This window comes from Candidatus Effluviviaceae Genus V sp., assembly GCA_014728125.1.
GTDB lineage: Bacteria > Joyebacterota > Joyebacteria > Joyebacterales > Joyebacteraceae > WJMD01.
The window spans coordinates 1-17,212 of sequence record WJMD01000038.1; the positions used below are offsets into that span (position 1 = coordinate 1).

Here is a 17,212-nt window from a genome sequence, read left to right on the forward strand (position 1 = left end):
ATCGACCGCATCGTTCTCTCCTTCTGTGCACTGAGCCTGCTCCTTCTCATCGGGCAGGCTATCCGTACCAAGGTCCGCTGGACCCAGAAGCTCCTGCTGCCCGCCTCGGTGATCGGCGGACTCATCGGGCTTCTGGTCATCCAGCTGCTCCAGCGATATGCTCCGGGCGCTCAGCCGTTCGTCTCAGGCGCAACGACCGGCTGGAGCAGCCTTCCCGGCTTCCTCATCAACATCGTCTTCGCCACGCTCTTCCTCGGCATGGCGATCCCGCCTCTCAAGCGGGTCTGGCGGATAGCCGGCCCCCAGCTCGCCTTCGGTCAGGTGCTCGCCTGGGGGCAGTACGCCGTCGGCATCGGGATCACCCTCTTCGTCCTCTCGCGTTTCTTCGACATCCCCGCAATGTTCGGGGCGATCATCCCGGTGGGCTTCGAGGGCGGACACGGGACCGCGGCGGGACTCGCTCCGGTCTTCATGGACAAGGGGTGGCCGGAGGGAACCGACCTCGCCCTGGGTTCTGCCACGGTGGGCGTCGTCGCCGGTGTCGTGGTGGGAATGGCGCTGGTCAACTGGGCGGCGCGGAGACGGTACTGCGGCGCCGCTTCCGAGCAGTGCGACGCGCCGGAGATTTCCGGGAGCGGGATCGTCCCCGAGGCCGAGAGAACGGAGGCGGGCAGGCTGACGTTCCGCACGGAGTCGGTCGAGACGCTCGCGATCCACCTGGCCATCGTCGCGGTGGCGATCCTCATCGGCTACGTGCTGAAGAAAGGGCTCGGCGGTCTCGAGGGTCTGTGGCTCACGAACCCGAGGAACGCGATCCTGGGCAGCTTCCCGCTCTTCCCGCTCGCCATGTTCGGCGGGGTCATTCTTCAGAAGCTGATGGACAGGTTCGACAGAAGGAAGATCGTTGACCGGCGACTGATGCGGCGGCTTCAGGGACTGTCCCTGGACTATCTGGTGGTCGCGGCGCTCGCCACACTGAAGATCGACGCCATCATCAGTAATATCGTGCCCTTCGCTGTCCTTATGCTGGCGGGTATCGCCTGGAACGTCTGGTGCGTGATGTTCCTGGCGCGGAGGATGCTGCCGGACTTCTGGTTCGAGCGCTCGATCGCCGAGTTCGGGCAGTCGACCGGCGTCACGGCTACCGGGATCCTCCTCCTGCGCGTGGCCGACCCGCGGTTCGAAACGAGCGCCCCTGACGCTTTCGGCTACAAGCAGCTGCTCCACGAGCCGTTCATGGGCGGCGGCCTGTGGACGAGCACCGTGGTGCCGCTCCTCTACATCTTTCGCGCGAACCCCTGGCCGATCTGGTTCATCACCCTCGGAGCGATCGCCCTCTGGCTGTTCGTCAGGTTCGTCCTGTTCAGGAGAGCGTGGGCACCGGAGAGCTAGGGCGGCCAGGCAGCGTAGCAGCGTCGGAGATGCGCGGCCCTGGACGCTCCTGCACATGCGAACCGCCCGGACCGAATGGCCCTGGGCGGTTCCCTTGTTGGTAGCGGGGGGCCCGCTACGAAGTCCAAAAGAGGATCCTGGGGGGGGACGGAGGTGGTTCGGGTGAGGTTCAATGTCAAGAGGGGTGCGATGGTGCCCGTGCCGCCTGTGTGAGGACCCTCTCGGCTGGGCGGATTCCCTATTGACTGGTTTGACCGGTCAATTGTATGGTCTGACCATACACTATGAGCATCCTTCCCGACATACTGTCGTCGCGCGTTCGCGCCGAGATCTTCCGGCTCCTGTTTGGGGTGTCCGCCCAGGAGCTGCACATGCGTGAGCTTGAGCGGCGTACCGGCCTGGCGATCGGTACGATCCAGCAGGAGCTCAGGAAGCTCGAGGGAATGGACCTGCTCGCTGTGCGTAGAGACGGCAACCGGGTCTACTACAGTGCGAACACCGCGCACCCGCTCTATCATGACATCCGCAACCTCGTTCTGAAGACCTCAGGGTTGGTGGAGGTGTTGCGGGAGGCTCTGTCAACCGAGGACATTGACCTCGCCTTTGTGTTTGGCTCCGTCGCGCGAGGTGAGGAGGGCGCTCAAGGGGACGTCGACCTGATGGTCATCGCCGACGTGGGTCTCGCAGCGGTCTCCGCCATGCTCAGGGGTGTGTCCGAGAAGCTCGGACGAGAGATCAACCCGCACGTGATGAGCAGGGACGAGTTCAGTGAGCGGCTGAAGTCCGGCGATCGTTTCCTCGGCCGGGTCGTGGATTCACCGAAGCTCTTCGTTGTGGGGGATGAGGATGAGCTTGCGCGACTGGGCTGAGAGCGGCTGGCTCCGGCCTCACAAGACCGGCACGCAGGAGATCGGAGACCTGCTTGCGATTGTCGATCGCGACCTCACGGATTCCCGCTCGGACGTCTCCGCCGACTGACGCTTCGGCATTGCCTACAACGCCGCCTTGAGGCTCTGTACGATTCTGCTCTACGCTGAAGGCTACCGGCCGGAGCGCAACCTGCAGCACTACAGGACGATTCAGGCGCTTGCCGTGATCCTCGGGGATGACCGCAAGGCGGATGCGGACTACCTGGAGGTCTGCCGCAAGAAGCGGAACGTCATCGAGTACGACGCCGTTGGGACTGTCACTGAGAGAGATGCAGAGGAACTCGCCGCATTCGCACTGGAGTTGAAGAGCAGGGTCCTCGAGTGGTTGCGGGAGAAGCATCCGGAGCTACTCGTCTAGGCTCGCTGCAGAGACTCCCGGGAACGAAGAAAGCCCGAGCCGCACGGCTCGGGCTTCCGTGGTTTGGTAGCGGGGGCAGGATTCGAACCTGCGACCTTTGGGTTATGAGCCCAACGAGCTACCGGACTGCTCCACCCCGCGTCATGTCTACCACCATGTATAGCAGTGCCCCCGTGTCGAGTCAAGCGGAATGCAGCAGAACATGCGCCGAACAGGACGGTTACGCTGCACTGCATGCCCGCAGTGCGGTGCGCCTACCGCACAACTGATTCGCTTACAAAGTTTTCGTGTTGACATGGTTCTGCTGGTGTGATTCACTGTGGCAGAGTCCATATGCAGGACGTTCACATGGGGGAGGAACCATGGACGACCGCCAGGCGTACGTGGAGAAGCGTCGTGCCGAGATCCGCGAGATGGAGGCGGACATCGCGAAGATGCGCGCAAAGGCCGATCAGGCGAAGGCCGATGCCAAGATCAGGTATCAGGAACGGGCCAATCGGCTTCAGCAGACGGTTGATGACATGAAGCATCAGCTCGACGAGGTTGGCCAGACGGCCGAGAGCGCGTGGCAGGACCTCCGGGAGGGGTTCGACAGGAGCATGGAGGAGCTGAAGCGCGGCGTGGGTTCCGCCAAGAGGGAGTTCGAGTCCATCTAGGGATGACACGCAGATGCAGTGCTCACGTGGCCACGGATCTCATTGGCCATCGCCGTCGTTGCGATGACCGTGAGGGTCGGAGGCTCTGGTCGGGCGCCGCAGCCGTCGCGAAGGCGCTGTCCTTCGTCTTCGCCATCTTGATCGCCGCACTGATGGCAGGCGCCCCAATGAAGTGCTGACGGGAGGTGGCAGCATGCCCGGTAGGAGAATGGCCAGCATCAAGAACAAGGAGCAGTATGAGACGCTCCGAAAGAAGGGCATGAGCAAGGAGAAGGCCGCCCGGATCGCCAACGCACCAGGGAAGCAGACATCGAAGAAGGGCGGAAGTCATCAGACGTACGAGGAGTGGACGAAGGACGAACTGTACGAGAAGGCGAAGAAGGTCGGCATCGGAGGCCGCTCGACGATGTCGAAGAAGGAGCTCATCAGAGCACTGAGGAGCGGCAGGTAGAAGCGAAAGGGGAGACGATGAGACGTGCAATGCTGGCGACGGCACTCTGTCTCGTGCTTGCAGGAGGGTTCATCCTCGCCGGCTGCGACGGCGGCGGCGAGCCCGAGTACGGCGAGCAGGAACAGACTGAGATGGAACAGCAGATGGAGATGACCGCCGAAGAGGCCAGAACGCAGCTCGAGGAGCTGCGCCGGCAGGCTGACGAACTCGGTGATCAGATCGCCGAGATGTCCGGCGAGGCGCAGCAGGCGATGCAGAAGCAGCTCGACGCGCTCGAATCGCGGATGGATGATCTCGAGGACCAGATGCGACCTGAGAACGAGCCCCTCGAGGAGATGTGGGATGACATCAGGGGCGGCGTTGCAGATGGCCTCGATTCGATCGAGGAAGGCCTGAACGAACTCGAGGACCAGATTGGATAGCGAAGAGCGAGGGCGCGAACGGCACGAAGGCCGTGACGGTCACGCGGCCAGCGGAGGTCACGAGGGCCACGAAGGCCACGGACGCCACGGCGACCATGGGGGCCACGACGCTCATGCGGGCCACGGCGACCATGGGGGCCACGACCATCACGCGCACCACGCCGCGATGGTCGAGGACTTCAAGCGCCGCTTCTGGATCTCTCTGGTCCTGACCGTTCCCATCCTGTTCTTCTCGGAGACGCTCCGGTCCCTCGTCGGGGCCGGGGCGCCGCCCACCTTCCCCGGTCTCAACTACGTCATCGTCGCCATCGCGACAGCCGTCTATCTCTACGGCGGATGGCCGTTCCTCAAGGGTCTCTACGACGAGGTCTCTGAGAAACAGCCCGGCATGATGACCCTCATCGGCCTCGCCATCACTGTCGCCTACGTGTACAGCTCGGCCGTCGCGCTCGGCCTGACCGGCAAGGCCTTCTTCTGGGAGCTCGCGACCCTCATCGACGTCATGCTGCTCGGTCACTGGATCGAGATGAGGTCGGTCATGAGCGCCGGCTCGGCCCTCGAGAAGCTCGTGCGCCTCATGCCCGACACGGCGCACCGGGTGACCGACGGCGGCACCGAGGACATTCCCCTGTCCGAGGTGCAGAAGGATGACAGGCTCGTCGTGAAGCCGGGCGAGAAGTTCCCGGTCGACGGTGTCGTCGTCGAGGGACGGACGACGGTCGACGAATCGATGCTCACCGGCGAGTCGAAGCCCGTCACCAAGCAGGAAGACGACGAGGTCGTCGGCGGGGCGCTCAACAAGGAGGGCTCCGTCACAGTCCGGGCGACGAAGGTCGGGGAGGAGACCTACCTCAACACCGTCGTTGAGATGGTCCGAAGCGCACAGGAGTCGAAGTCCAGGACGCAGACGCTGGCCGACCGCGCCGCGCTCTGGCTCACCATCATCGCCATCTCGGCCGGCGTCATCACGCTCGCCTCGTGGCTCACGTTCGGTGAGGAGTTCGTCTACGCCATGGAGCGGATGGTGACCGTCATGGTCATCACGTGTCCGCACGCGCTCGGCCTCGCCATCCCGCTCGTCGCCGCCGTCTCGACGTCGCTGGCCGCAGGGAACGGTCTCCTGCTCAGAAACCGCGCCCAGTTCGAGCAGGCGCACGAGGTCGACGTCGTCGTCTTCGACAAGACCGGCACGCTGACCGAGGGCACGTTCGGTCTGAAGGCGGTCGTCCCGTTCGCCGCGATGTCGGAGGACGAAGTGCTCCGCGTGGCGGCGTCTCTCGAGAGCCGCTCTGAGCACTCGCTGGCCGCCGGCGTCCTCCAGGGCGCCAGGGAACGCGGCATCGAGCTTGTGGAGCCGGATTCGTTCGAGGCCATCAAGGGGAAGGGCGTGAAGGGGACGGTCGAGGGGCGCGAGGTTCTTGTCGTGAGCCCGGGGTATCTCCGCGAGCACGATATCGAGGTCGATGAGGACAAACTCGCGGAACAGCGGGAGCAGGGGCGCACCGTCAGCTTCGTCATCGTCGACGGGAAGCCTGTCGGCGCCCTCTCCCTCGGCGACACCATCCGGGAGGAGTCGAAGGAGGCCGTCCTTAAGCTCCAGGAGATGGGCATCCGCTGCGTCATGATGACGGGTGACTCCGAGGGTGTGGCGAAGGCCGTGGCGGAGACGCTCGGACTTGACGACTACATCGCGGAGGTCCTGCCTGATGAGAAGGCTGAGAAGATCAAGAAAATCCAGCAGGGCGGCACGCGCGTCGCGATGACCGGCGACGGCATCAACGACGCCCCGGCGCTCGCCACCGCCGATCTCGGCATCGCCATCGGCGCGGGGACCGACGTCGCGGCGGAGACGGCCGACGTCGTCCTCGTGGAGAGCGACCCGCGTGACGTTCTCAACATCGTGCGCCTCGCGAAGGCCACGAGGAGGAAGATGGTCCAGAACCTCTTCTGGGCCACCGGCTACAATGCGATCGCGATACCTCTTGCGGCAGGCGTGCTGGCGGGGCAGGGCGTCGTTCTGAGCCCGGCTGTCGGCGCGGTTCTCATGTCGCTTTCGACGGTGATCGTCGCGATCAACGCGCGGCTCTTGAAGCTGAGGTAGGCCCGGCCGAGATCTCCTGCACGAGCGCGTCCTCGATGTCCTCGGGTTCCCCGAGGATGCCGGTGGCGCGGAACACGAGGCTGCCCCTGTCCCCGTCGATCCAGAGGCTCACCCTGTAGCTCGGCCAGTACGTGCGGACCGCGAGGCCGGCCAGAAAAGCCGTGATCGCGATGTAGAGAAGCGGCACGCCGGGGTCGTGGCGATAGGTGAGGATGCTTCCCTCGTACGGGCTCTCCATGATGAGCCGGACGTCGCCCACCGGGAGCGGCTCCTCGACCGAGAGGTCACCGAGCTCAACGCGGTCGCCGCCGCCGTGCATGCTGGGCGGGGGCACGTTCGTCGTGTCGCCGTCGGCCGCCCGGGGCGCCTGCCACTTGAGCGGGATGTGCGGGATGATGGGGCGCGGTTCGGTGCCGCGCTGGAACAGCGTCCCGACGCGGAGCGTGCTCGGGAAGAAGGTCCCGCCGACGGTCTCGAGCGTGAACGGCGCGTACGCCTGCGCCTCGACCCACTCGACCTCCACGCTGTCGACCAGCACGACGACATTGAAGGTCTGCTCGTAGGCCATCTGGTAGAATGTGAGGCCCGCGACGCGGAGCGGCACGTTCACCTCGATGAGGAAGTCGTGTCGCTCGCCGTCCTCATCCACGACCGTGACGTCGCTCTTCCAGTCCTTGGGATAGAACTTCTCGTGGTGCAGTTCCCACTCGGTGATGAACTCGTTCAGTGTCATCGTGATGTGCCGCGTCGTGTCGACCGATGCGCCGAAGAGACGAACGGCGCCCGTCTCCGCGCTGGTCGTCGGGACGTCGACGGGCTCGCCCGGATACAGGGTGAGGCTTCCCTCGAACGAGAAGAGCGCCGAGATGACGAACCCGACGATGGCCAGCGCCAGCGCCAGGTGGTAGAGAAGACTCACGCCCTCGGGCCACGGCCCCTTCCGCGCCGTGACGAGACCGTTCCCGGCCGCCATCACCCGGTATCCTCTGAGCTTCAGCGCCCGCAGGGCCCGCTTCTCGGAGTCACCTCCGTGGATCGTGAACGTCCTCGCGTGCTCCGGCGGCACCGTGACCCCGGGCCCCGTGCCGCGCCGCCCGGCCCACCGTACGACGCTGCAGGCCACCAGGTTCACGAGAAGCAGGGCGCCCAGCACGTAGAAGAGCGGGGAGTGGAAGAGGTTCAGAAGCCCCCAGCGCGCGTAGGACTCGTATGTCTCCTCGCCCCACGATGAGACGTACATCTCCGCGTCGTAGCCCTGTGGGAAGATGGAGCCCACGATCATCACGATGAACATCGCGATGAGGATCCACACCGCGAGACGGATGCGCGCAAACTCGAGGAAGATCCTCTTGAAGATCCCCGGGTGCTCGCGAGATGTAGTCTGCCCGTTCGTCATGCGATTCCCTGAATGGACCGCGAAGCCCGTCCGCTATCCGTAAAGATGCAGGCTCGGGATGCCGAAGAGCCTCGCGAGCCACGAGACGCCGAGGAACGTCGTCACCATGCAGAGGAACGCCAGGATCATGATGACCGACGACGGCGCGCCTCTCCACGATGGACGGACCCGCGTGTGGAGATAGAGCGCGAACGCGAACCACGTGATCAGCGACCACGTCTCCTTCGGGTCCCACTGCCAGTAGACGCCCCATGCCTCGTTCGCCCACGCAGCGCCCGACATGATACCGAACGTCAGCATCGGGAAGCCGAACAGCACGAGCTGGTGCACGGAGCGGTGGAACTTCGAGATGTTGTCGCGGTCGAGGCCGTAGTCCTTCCTCGAGCCCATCTTCCAGAGAAGGAGCTGGAGCAGATACGAGATCTCGACCACGAACGCGACGACGAAGACCGCGTAGGACGCGAAGGCGATGGAGACATGCCAGAAGAACCACGTGCTCTGAAGCGCGGGGAAGAGCGGCTTGAACGAGGGATCCTGTCCGAGCAGCGCGTAGAGCGCGGCGCCGCCCGCGATGAGCGAGACGAAGAAGCCTGGAATCCGCACGTGCCGGCGCCATTCGATGACGAGGTAGGCGACGACGGCGGACCAGGAGAACCAGGCGAGACTCTCGAAGAGCGACTGGAACGGCGGCCGCTGCACCAGCACCCACCGGATGACGATGACGACGGTCTGGAGCGCCGCCGCCCCGACGAGAGCAGCCGTCGCTCCGCGGCTGAAGACCTTGAGCCGGGGCGCGGCGAAGTGGCCGACGTAGAGAACGAACGCAATCGCATAGGCCCAGACCGCGGCCCAGAAGAAGCCGTTCTCGAGAGCCAGCAGAGCAAGGTCGCGTTCCACCACTGCTTCGGGAGTCATGGTCGGAGCCCCTGGACTCTAGTCCTCCTCATCTTCCAGAACGACGCGGTAGACGGTCTCGCCGTCCTTCATCATCCCGTACTCCTCGCGCGCGACCTCCTCGATGGTGGCGGCATCGTGCTCGAGAGCGTCGTGACGGGCCTCGGTCTCGGCGCGGGCCTCCTCGAGCGCCGTGATCTCCTGCTCGAGCGAGTCCTTCATCGAGTTCATGCGCAGAAGCGAGAAGAACCCGGTCTCACCGAAGAGGATGGCCGAGAGGAACCAGACAGCGATCGCCCACCCCAGAATGCGGAAGACCTTCGTCGTCGCGCCCCGCCCCGCGCCGAGGAAGCGCTTCCTGAGGAACTGCTGCTCCTCCGGCTTCTTCTTCGGAGCGGATCTGCGCCTGTTCTGTCCCGCAGGGTTGGTCATGCCCTCTGCTGTTCTCCCGTCCTTCTACTCCTCGTCGTCGAACACCCCGAAGGCGTCGCGGCCGGGGAAGATGCCTGTTTCACCGAGCTCCTGCTCGATGCGGATGAGCTGATTGTACTTGGCGAGCCTATCCGTCCTGGAGGCGGAGCCGGTCTTGATCTGTCCCGAGTTGACGGCGACGGCCAGGTCAGCGATCGTCGTGTCCTCGGTCTCGCCCGAGCGGTGCGAGATGACCGTCGACATCGAGTTCCGGTGCGCCAGCTCGATGACGTCGAGTGTCTCGGTCACCGTGCCGATCTGGTTGAGCTTGATGAGAATGGAGTTGGCCGACCCCTCCTCGATGCCGCGGATGAGGCGGTCGGGGTTCGTGACGAAAAGGTCGTCGCCGACGATCTGGATGGTCGCGCCGAGCTGCGCCATGAGTTCCTGCCAGCCCTCCCAGTCGTCCTCGGAGAGGCCGTCCTCGATGGAGACGATCGGGTACCTCGTCACCAGCTCGTCGTAGTACATGACCATCTCCGACGAGGTCTTCGTGACGCCCTCGCCCTCGAGGACGTACTTCCCGTCCTTGTAGAACTCGGTCGCGGCCGCGTCGAGCGCGATCAGTATCTCGTCGCCCGGCCCGTAGCCTGCCTCTTCGATGCCCGCGACGATCATCTCGATGGCCTCCTCGTTCGAGGAGAGGTTCGGCGCGAAGCCGCCCTCGTCGCCGACCGAGACCGCGAGTCCCTTGCCCGAGAGCACCTTCTTGAGCGAGTGGAAGACCTCCGAGCCCATACGGATGGCGTCGGCGAGTGTCTCTGCGCCGGCCGGGGCGATCATGAACTCCTGGATGTCGACGTTGTTGTCGGCGTGCTTGCCGCCGTTCAGGACGTTCATGAGCGGGACGGGGAGGATGCGGCTTCCGATGCCGCCCATGTAGCGGTAGAGCGGTACCTCGAGAGCGTCGGCCGCCGCCCGGGCGCACGCCATCGAGACGCCGAGGATGGCGTTGGCACCCAGCTTCGACTTGTTCTCCGTGCCGTCCAACGATATGAGCATCTCGTCGATGAAGACCTGGTCGTCGGCGTCGAGCCCGAGGATCTCGGGGGCAATGACGTCGTTCACGTTCTCGACGGCCTTTAGGACGCCCTTGCCGTGGTAGCGGTCGACCTCGCCGTCCCGCAGCTCCACCGCCTCATAGGTACCCGTTGATGCGCCCGACGGCACCGCGGCCCGTCCCACCACACCGGAATCGAGCTCGACGTCGACCTCGACGGTCGGATTGCCTCGGGAATCGAGGATCTCTCGTGCGACGATATCCGTGATCGTGAGCATGGAGTGACTCTCCTCTGGAAGGAAGCAAGGGAAGGGGCGCGAAAGGGTGCGTGACGCGCGCCCCAGTGGCGACATCGTAGCGACAGGCGCTTCCGGGTGTCAAGCGAAACAACCCGGCGCCGGGCCGACGGCGCCAGCACACCGGCGTGTGCAGGGGCTAAGGTATGGTTGGACTTGACGTATTTCCCGTGGCGCGGTAGAATGAGCGGTGTTCGCCCTGCGTGTTCTAGAACAAGGAGGAACGCATGCGCGCACTCACCCTGGTGCTCGTTCTGGGGGCCGTCCTTGCGCTCCCGCTCACCGCCCCGGCAGCCGACACGCTCTGGATCTTCGACGCGGACTTCGAGGACGTCCTCGGCGACAACGCGGGGTGGACGTCGGAGGACCGGAGCGGCACGCTCGGCATCACCAACTACTGGCACAAGGACACGATCCGCATCAACGGGTTCGCGCACCTCGGCGATTCCACGTGGTGGTGCGGAACCGTGAACCCCTGCTGGCGCCAGTCTCGGGGGTACGGGAACGACTGGACCTGCTCGCTCGAGCGGAGGTTCCTCGAGGTCGAGGTGCTGTCGGATCCGGGCGATGCGCTGACGCTCGAGTGGGACCAGCGCATCGCGATGGAGACTGCCTTCGACTACGGCTACGTCGACGTCTCGACGGACGACCGGAAGACATGGACGACGGTCTACCACGTCACGAACCCCGGTTTCTTCGGCCAGCCCGGGGACTCAAAGGACTGGGACGATCCGACCTACGGTCACCCCGTCATCGCTCTCGACGAGTACGCCGGCGCGATCGTGGACCTCAGATACCGTTTCGAGTCGGACGGTGCGTACTCCTCGCAGGACCAGTACGACAACCCCCCGCATCATTCCGTCAGGGACGGCGCCTGGCAGCTCGACAACATCGAGTGGAAGGTGAACGGAACGAGGATCTGGTTCGACGACTGCGAGGCGCCGGGAGACAACGGCTGGGTGCACGACGACATCCCGGCCGCCGGGCAGACCGGCGTTGTCTACGAACGGCACGAGTTCGAGGATCTCGGAGCACCGGGCGACCCGCGCTCGGGCTGGATGATGGCGGCGATCGACACGGCGACCGGGACGACGGTCGACGATGGGTTCACCGCGCTCATCAGCCCTCCTATCGATGTCGGAGGCGAGAGCGCGCTCGTCGCACAGTGGACGGTCTACGTCGATCTGCCGTCCGGGATCGGAGCGCTCAGGGTCTTCGGGAGCGAGTATCCGGAGTGCTACACCGAGTCCGGGGGCGGCGGCTTCGATGAGTACGACTACTACGACCAGTGGGGATGGGTCAGCGTGACCGACGACTGGAGCGCGCTCGCCGGTGACCCGCCCTGGTGGCTCCATGTCATCCTGACGCAGAGCACCGACGCGGGACCTCACGGCGCCGGTCTGGTGCTCGACCGGTTCCGGGTCGGCGTGCCGATCGAGACCGGTGTACCCGACATGGAGTCTGCGCCGCGTCTCACCGTCCACCCGAACCCGTTCAACCCGAGGGCGACCGTCGAGTACACGGTGCCGTCCGCCGGTCGGGTAACGCTCGCGGTCTACGATCTCGCCGGCCGCCTCGTCGCGACGCTCGTGGACGATGAGCGCGGGCCCGGTCCCCACGAGGCGACGTGGAACGGCACGACCGACGGTGGCGCCCGCGCCGCGAGCGGCGTCTACTTCGTGAAGCTCACGACGAAGACGACCGAGGCGACGGAGCGGCTGGTGCTGCTGAAGTGACGAAGACACGATGGGCGGAACCGGCGCGGGCTCTCCGGGGCCCGCGCCATCGTCTTGGATGGGCCCCACGATCCGCGGTAGAATGGACCCATGGGCCTGACAGTCATCGAACGCTGGATCCGGGAGCATCTGAATCCCGAAGAGTCGACGTCCGCCGCGCTCCTCTATGAGCGGATGGAGTCGCAGTCGGGTGGGTCGCTTCCGGTCATCTACCGGCCGCTCGATCCCATGCGTCCCGGCGACTGGCACGACGAGGCGCTCTGCGGCGCATTCGCCTACGCGATGGACGGCGCGGACCGCGTCCTTGACCTCGGTCCCGGCGACGGCTGGCCGTCGCTCCGGATTGCGCACGCGGTCGGGGAGATCGTCGGCATCGACCCGTCGCCGCGGCGCGTGGGGGTGCAGCGGGAGAATGCGAGGCGCCTCGGCGTCCGGAACGCGCGGTTCATGGAGATGAACGCGCTCGACCTCGCCTTCGAGGACGCGGGATTCGACGGCGTTGTCGCGGCGTCGGTCCTCGAGCAGACGGGCGATCCGGATCGGGCGCTTCATGAGGTCTTCCGCGTTCTCCGGCCCGGCGGCGTGTTCATGATGGTCTTCGAGGACTACGCTGCCTGCTTCGCCTCAGACGACGGCGACGAGGCGCTCTGGTTCGAGCCGGACGACGAGCCGGTGCTCTTCTACGTCGTACGCGAGAAGGAGCCGCCGAGCGAGCGGTGGTACGCGTTCTTCGTGAACGGGCCAGGCGAGAAGCTGGCGACGCTCACACCGACCCCAGAGCGCATGCGGGGCTTGGAGCGCGGGGCGTCCGGCCCTCCGCCTCCGCCCTGGGCGGGCGTTGACTTCTTTGAGGAACTCCGTCGCTCGATCACCCGCACGGCGACCTATTGCCTCGAGCACCTGTCGAGCGAGACCCTGACCGACCGCCTTGAGCGCGTCGGGTTTGCGGATGCGGTGTTCTTCGACCATCGTATGGAACCCGTGAGGAGGTTCGTGTGCGGCGCGCAGGAGTCAGGAACGCTGCCGCGCCTCGCGCCGATGTTCGAGTCGATCTGCCGGACGCTCGGTCAGGCGGCCGTCGACGGCGCGGGTTCTCCGCCGGGGGATGTCGTCATCACGAGAAGGCCGGGAGGAGCGAGTGGCTGAGCCGAGGGACGTTCCCGAGTCCGCCGTCTTCTGGGAGCGCCGGTTCGTCGAGCGTCTCTCGGAGGGGCTGCCGGACGAATGGCGAACATCCGTCTTCGACGGCGACAGCGCGCTGGCGGCCCGGTTCCTCGAGGAACTCGAGCCAGGGGCGAGCGTTCTCGATTTCGGGTGTGGGTTCGGAAGGAACTCCCTCGGCCTGGCGGAGCGCGGGTTCCAGGTGCTGGCCTGCGACCTGGCCGAATCTGCGGTCGAGCACTGCATCGAGCAGGCGGACAGGGAGGGCCTCGAGGTCGAGCGCGTGCGCTGTCGCGAAGCGACGCTGGAGCTTCCCGACGAGGCGGTCGACGGCGTCCTGGCCTGGAGTGTGCTCGATCACGTACGGCTCGCGGACGCGGAGCGCATCGCGAGGGAACTCGGGCGCGTGGCTCGCGACGACGCGCTCCTCCTTTTCTCGTTCGATGAGGACCGGTCCGACGACCCTGAGTCGGTCGGGGAGGAGCTGGACGACGGGACGTTCCGGTACACCAGGGGGCGGCGGCGCGGCATGCTCTTCCGACCCTACACGAACGCGGAGATCAAGGGCCTCTTCGAGCGCGAGTGGAAGGAGCTTGGGTTCGAAGGCCCTGACATGACGGTCCATCGCCGCGGGCTCATGCGGCGCAGGCTGCGTCGGAGTGAGTCGCGCGAGGCCTGACGCGGCAGACCGTGCCGAATCCGAATCGCCCGACGGACATCGTAGAGGTGTGGCTTCAGGGCAGCGGAGAGAGAGCAACAGGAGGGAGCTGTGCCGATCTTTGAGTATCGCTGTGAGACGTGCGGTGAGGAGTTCGAGGAGATCCTCTCGTCCGAGAACCGCGACAGGCCCCAGACCTGTCCGAAGTGCGGGTCGAAGCGCTCGAAGCGCCTGATGTCGGCCTTTGCCGGTGGGGCGAGCTGCGGTTCCTGCTCCACGCCGAAGCCGACGTGAGGTGTCTGACCGAGCCCGCGTGACGGGCGGATGGGACGAACGACCGCAAGCCCGGTGGCAGACGCCGCCGGGCTTCCTCATAAACGGCAGCTCATATATGCCCTCATCGGCCGTTGATACGCTCGGATGAGCGTGCTATACTGATGATGTGCAGCTCTGACAAAAGGCGGCGCCGGATGCGGACGACCGCCCGCCACGACCCGCACCGATACCTCCCCGGGTCCTCGGAGAAGGGAGGAATCATGAGAACAACAGCTATCGCTGCAATACTCGTCACACTCCTCATCCCGCTCAGCTCCCCGGCCAACCCCGGACCCGACGTCTACTGGTTCGACGACATGGAGAGCGGAGAGGGTGAGTGGACGCACGAGGACCTCACGGCCCTTCTGGTGACGAAGTTCCACATCGACCCGTACATGGCGTACGACGATCCTGCCTTCGAGGAGGACCTCTCCTGGTGGTGCGGGACCTTCGAATACGACGCTGACGGAGGCTACGGCAACGCGTGGGATCAACGACTCGATCTCCCGACGATCCAGGTCAACGAGGTCTCGGTCGAGGACGCGACCTGGGGCAGTCTCAAGGCCAGGTATCTTGCCGGAGGCGGGACACGCGAGCCTGTCGTACGTGAGGCCCCGCGCGGCGCTCTCCCGGTGCTCACGTTCGCGTACCGTTACGACTCGGAGCCCAGCTACGACTACACGTACGTCCAGGTCGACAGCGGCGGGGTCTGGGTGACGCTGAACGGCTCTGGTTGGGACGGCTCAAGCGGAGGATGGCAGGACCTGGGGACGGACGGCTACCTTGTCGACAGGTTCGGGAGCGAACTCAGGATCCGGTTCCGCTTCATTTCCGATGGTGCGTTCTCTGATGAGGACGGGCTCTACTTATCGGACGGGGGGGCGTTTCACGTCGACAACATCGTCGTCTACGATCACGCGACCGGAGCCGTGTTGTTCTCGGACGACTGCCAGACCGGCGGGCTCTGTACACCGAGCGTGATGGAGCCTGCCGGCGACTGGTGGCACATCGTCGACCGTAAGTGTCCGGCGTACTCCGACCCCCACTCCTGGTGGTGCGGCGACGACGCCGACACGAGCCACATTCCGCCGAACCTGGACAATGTCCTGATCTCACCCTACATCGACATGAGCGGGGTGTACGCCTGCACCGTTCGGTTCTTCCTCCATGCGGAGGTTCCCACGGTCGACAACGACTACTGGGTGTACTACGCCACGATCGATGGCGGGGCGACCTGGCACCAGGTCGCGGCGTACTGGGGGGACTTCGAGCAGTGCGACGGATGGGGGGGAAGCGGGCTCGCCGGCTGGGACGTCGGCCATCACTGCGGCGGGCCGCCGTTCGGTCAGACCGCCTTCATGTTCAGGTTCAAGACGACCGACAACGGCTGCGGTCCGGGAGCCGCGGGCGGCGCCGGCATCTACCTCGACGACTTCTGGTTCGACGGGGGAGCGAAGTCGTTCTACGAACGACAGCCATACTTCGGCCGCATGTCGGTTCACTATCCGGACGCCATTCTCAAGACGGCCGAGCGTCGGCGGAGGTTCTAGCCGGCGCCAGCGTGGGAGCTCGCTCGTGCCGGGTGCGTGAAGGGAGAAGCGCATGAGAGTGACTGTGATCGCTGCTTTCGTCGTTCTCCTGCTTGCCTCCTCGGCATGCGCCTCGAACGTCATCCTGTGGTACGACGAGTTCGAAGAAGGCGAGGGATACTGGGAGCACGTCGACCTGACAGCCTCCGATACACCACGCTTCCACCTCGACTCGTATCTGGCGTTCGATGACTCAGTCGCTCAGCACGATGTCTCCTGGTGGTGCGGCACCTTCGAGTATGACGAGGACGGTGGCTACGGGAACAACTGGGACCAGCGACTTGTCCTTCCTCCTGTATCCCTTGGAACGACGCCTGTCGAAGACGTCTCGTGGGGTTCGATCAAGGCGCGCTTCCTTGAGGGTGAGTCCGATGCCGTCACGCGTCGAACGAGCCGTTCTGTCTGGCCCGTCCTGACGTTCGCATACCGCCACGAGACCGAGCCCGGCTACGACTACGTGTGGGTCGATGTTCTGGACGGCGATACCTGGCAGCATCTCAACGAAGGCTACGACGGGTCGAGCGGCGGCTGGCAGAACCTCGGTGAGTCGGGGTACGACCTGAGGGGCTACGGCGACCCCGTGCGGGTCCGGTTCCGGTTCGTTTCCGACGGAGCGTGGTCCGACGAGGACGGCGTCTATGAGGCGGAGGGAGGCGCCTTCCACGTCGACAACATCCGCGTCTACGATCACCTGACGGGCGAGGTCTACTTCTCCGAGGACTGTCAGTCGGAGGTGCAGAGCGTCGCCGCCGTGCCGGAGGCCGCGGGCGACTGGTGGCACATCGTCGAGCGGCGCTGCCCCGGTCTGGGCGACCGGGACCGGCACGCGTGGTGGTGCGGTGATGATGCCGACACCGGCCGCATCCCTCCCGGACTCAGGAACGCCCTCATATCTCCCACGGTGGACCCCGGCTGGGTCATTGGATGCACGCTGCGGCTCCTCGTCAACTCGCAGGTACCGACGTCGGATGCCGGTGACCACTTCACGTACGAGGTCTCGCCGGACGTCGGTGGGACGTGGTATCAGGTCGCCAATTGGTTCGGCGATTTCGGGAACTGCTACGAGTGGGGAATGGACGGTCTGTGGGGCTACGACGTCACGCACCTGGTCGGCTCCCCCCACTACGGCACCGTGACGTTCCGCGTGACCATGTACACGAACGACGACGGGTGCGGACCCGGTGCCGCCGGCGGTGCCGGCGTCTTCCTTGACGCCGTCTGGCTTGAGGGGGAGCTGTATCCGCGTTCGCCCGGAGAGCAGTCAGACAACGCAGTGGTCGATTGGCTGCGCAGGCGGATGTGGGAACGGACGGCGCCTCTCACGCAGGCGGGCCGACTCGCGAGGCCCTGATCCGGAGCAGACAGCGACACGAGGAGAAGGCCCCGC

The 17,212-nt window shown here is 65.5% G+C and carries 17 protein-coding genes and 1 tRNA gene; 13 read left to right on the forward strand and 5 right to left on the reverse strand.

The genetic code is table 11. The features are described from left to right. The 3 genes from GF405_01965 (at position 1) to GF405_01975 (ending at position 2,679) form a co-directional block, all read left to right on the forward strand. Complete coding sequence (locus GF405_01965) at positions 1-1,392, forward strand: sodium:glutamate symporter (protein ID MBD3366924.1); 1,392 nt, start codon at positions 1-3, stop codon at positions 1,390-1,392. A 284-nt stretch (positions 1,393-1,676) separates the two neighbouring features. Further along, positions 1,677-2,261 carry a toxin-antitoxin system toxin subunit gene (locus GF405_01970; protein ID MBD3366925.1) on the forward strand — a complete coding sequence of 195 codons (585 nt, stop codon included), beginning with the start codon at positions 1,677-1,679 and terminating at the stop codon, positions 2,259-2,261. A gap of 136 nt (positions 2,262-2,397) precedes the next feature. Further along, positions 2,398-2,679, forward strand: coding sequence for a hypothetical protein (locus GF405_01975; GenBank protein MBD3366926.1), 282 nt, complete (start codon positions 2,398-2,400; stop codon positions 2,677-2,679). A 64-nt stretch (positions 2,680-2,743) separates the two neighbouring features. On the opposite strand, the gene GF405_01980 is transcribed toward GF405_01975, so the two are convergent. After that, a tRNA-Met gene (locus GF405_01980) sits at positions 2,744-2,820 on the reverse strand. Positions 2,821-3,041: 221 nt separating this feature from the next. Between GF405_01980 and GF405_01985 the strand changes: the two genes are divergently transcribed. The 4 genes from GF405_01985 to cadA all read left to right on the forward strand — a co-directional run bounded on the left by GF405_01985 (position 3,042) and on the right by cadA (position 6,309). Further along, positions 3,042-3,335, forward strand: a complete 294-nt coding sequence (locus GF405_01985) for a coiled coil domain-containing protein (GenBank protein ID MBD3366927.1) — start codon at positions 3,042-3,044, stop codon at positions 3,333-3,335. Between the two features lie 193 nt (positions 3,336-3,528). After that, positions 3,529-3,786 carry a Rho termination factor gene (locus GF405_01990; protein MBD3366928.1) on the forward strand — a complete coding sequence of 86 codons (258 nt, stop codon included), beginning with the start codon at positions 3,529-3,531 and terminating at the stop codon, positions 3,784-3,786. 17 nt (positions 3,787-3,803) lie between these two features. Continuing rightward, positions 3,804-4,208, forward strand: coding sequence for a hypothetical protein (locus GF405_01995; protein MBD3366929.1), 405 nt, complete (start codon positions 3,804-3,806; stop codon positions 4,206-4,208). Between the two features lie 166 nt (positions 4,209-4,374). Then, positions 4,375-6,309 (forward strand): cadmium-translocating P-type ATPase, encoded by a 1,935-nt coding sequence (gene cadA / locus GF405_02000; protein MBD3366930.1) that lies wholly within the window; start codon positions 4,375-4,377, stop codon positions 6,307-6,309. On the opposite strand, the gene GF405_02005 is transcribed toward cadA, so the two are convergent. Genes GF405_02005 through GF405_02020 form a run of 4 tightly spaced genes read right to left on the reverse strand, consistent with a single transcriptional unit; the run spans position 6,281 to position 10,348 of the window. Further along, positions 6,281-7,705, reverse strand: a complete 1,425-nt coding sequence (locus GF405_02005; GenBank protein ID MBD3366931.1) for a hypothetical protein — start codon at positions 7,703-7,705, stop codon at positions 6,281-6,283. The genes cadA and GF405_02005 overlap by 29 nt on opposite strands. 33 nt (positions 7,706-7,738) lie before the next feature. Next, positions 7,739-8,620, reverse strand: coding sequence for a c-type cytochrome biogenesis protein CcsB (ccsB, locus tag GF405_02010; protein MBD3366932.1), 882 nt, complete (start codon positions 8,618-8,620; stop codon positions 7,739-7,741). An 18-nt stretch (positions 8,621-8,638) separates the two neighbouring features. After that, a complete protein-coding gene (locus GF405_02015; protein MBD3366933.1) occupies positions 8,639-9,031 on the reverse strand; it encodes a hypothetical protein in 393 nt (130 codons plus the stop codon). Positions 9,032-9,055: 24 nt separating this feature from the next. Further along, positions 9,056-10,348, reverse strand: coding sequence for a phosphopyruvate hydratase (locus GF405_02020; GenBank protein MBD3366934.1), 1,293 nt, complete (start codon positions 10,346-10,348; stop codon positions 9,056-9,058). Positions 10,349-10,593: 245 nt separating this feature from the next. Between GF405_02020 and GF405_02025 the strand changes: the two genes are divergently transcribed. The 6 genes from GF405_02025 to GF405_02050 all read left to right on the forward strand — a co-directional run bounded on the left by GF405_02025 (position 10,594) and on the right by GF405_02050 (position 17,176). After that, positions 10,594-12,102, forward strand: coding sequence for a T9SS type A sorting domain-containing protein (locus GF405_02025; protein MBD3366935.1), 1,509 nt, complete (start codon positions 10,594-10,596; stop codon positions 12,100-12,102). A 90-nt stretch (positions 12,103-12,192) separates the two neighbouring features. Beyond that, positions 12,193-13,248, forward strand: a complete 1,056-nt coding sequence (locus GF405_02030) for a methyltransferase domain-containing protein (protein MBD3366936.1) — start codon at positions 12,193-12,195, stop codon at positions 13,246-13,248. After that, complete coding sequence (locus GF405_02035; protein MBD3366937.1) at positions 13,208-13,942, forward strand: methyltransferase domain-containing protein; 735 nt, start codon at positions 13,208-13,210, stop codon at positions 13,940-13,942. The genes GF405_02030 and GF405_02035 overlap by 41 nt, the downstream gene beginning before the upstream one ends. 90 nt (positions 13,943-14,032) lie before the next feature. Continuing rightward, on the forward strand, positions 14,033-14,215 hold the full coding sequence (locus tag GF405_02040) for a zinc ribbon domain-containing protein (GenBank protein ID MBD3366938.1): 183 nt from the start codon (positions 14,033-14,035) through the stop codon (positions 14,213-14,215). A gap of 242 nt (positions 14,216-14,457) precedes the next feature. Then, positions 14,458-15,786 carry a hypothetical protein gene (locus GF405_02045; protein MBD3366939.1) on the forward strand — a complete coding sequence of 443 codons (1,329 nt, stop codon included), beginning with the start codon at positions 14,458-14,460 and terminating at the stop codon, positions 15,784-15,786. Between the two features lie 52 nt (positions 15,787-15,838). Then, the gene (locus GF405_02050) at positions 15,839-17,176 is read left to right on the forward strand and encodes a hypothetical protein (GenBank protein ID MBD3366940.1); all 1,338 of its coding nucleotides are present in this window, start codon (positions 15,839-15,841) and stop codon (positions 17,174-17,176) included. Positions 17,177-17,212: the final 36 nt, after the last annotated feature.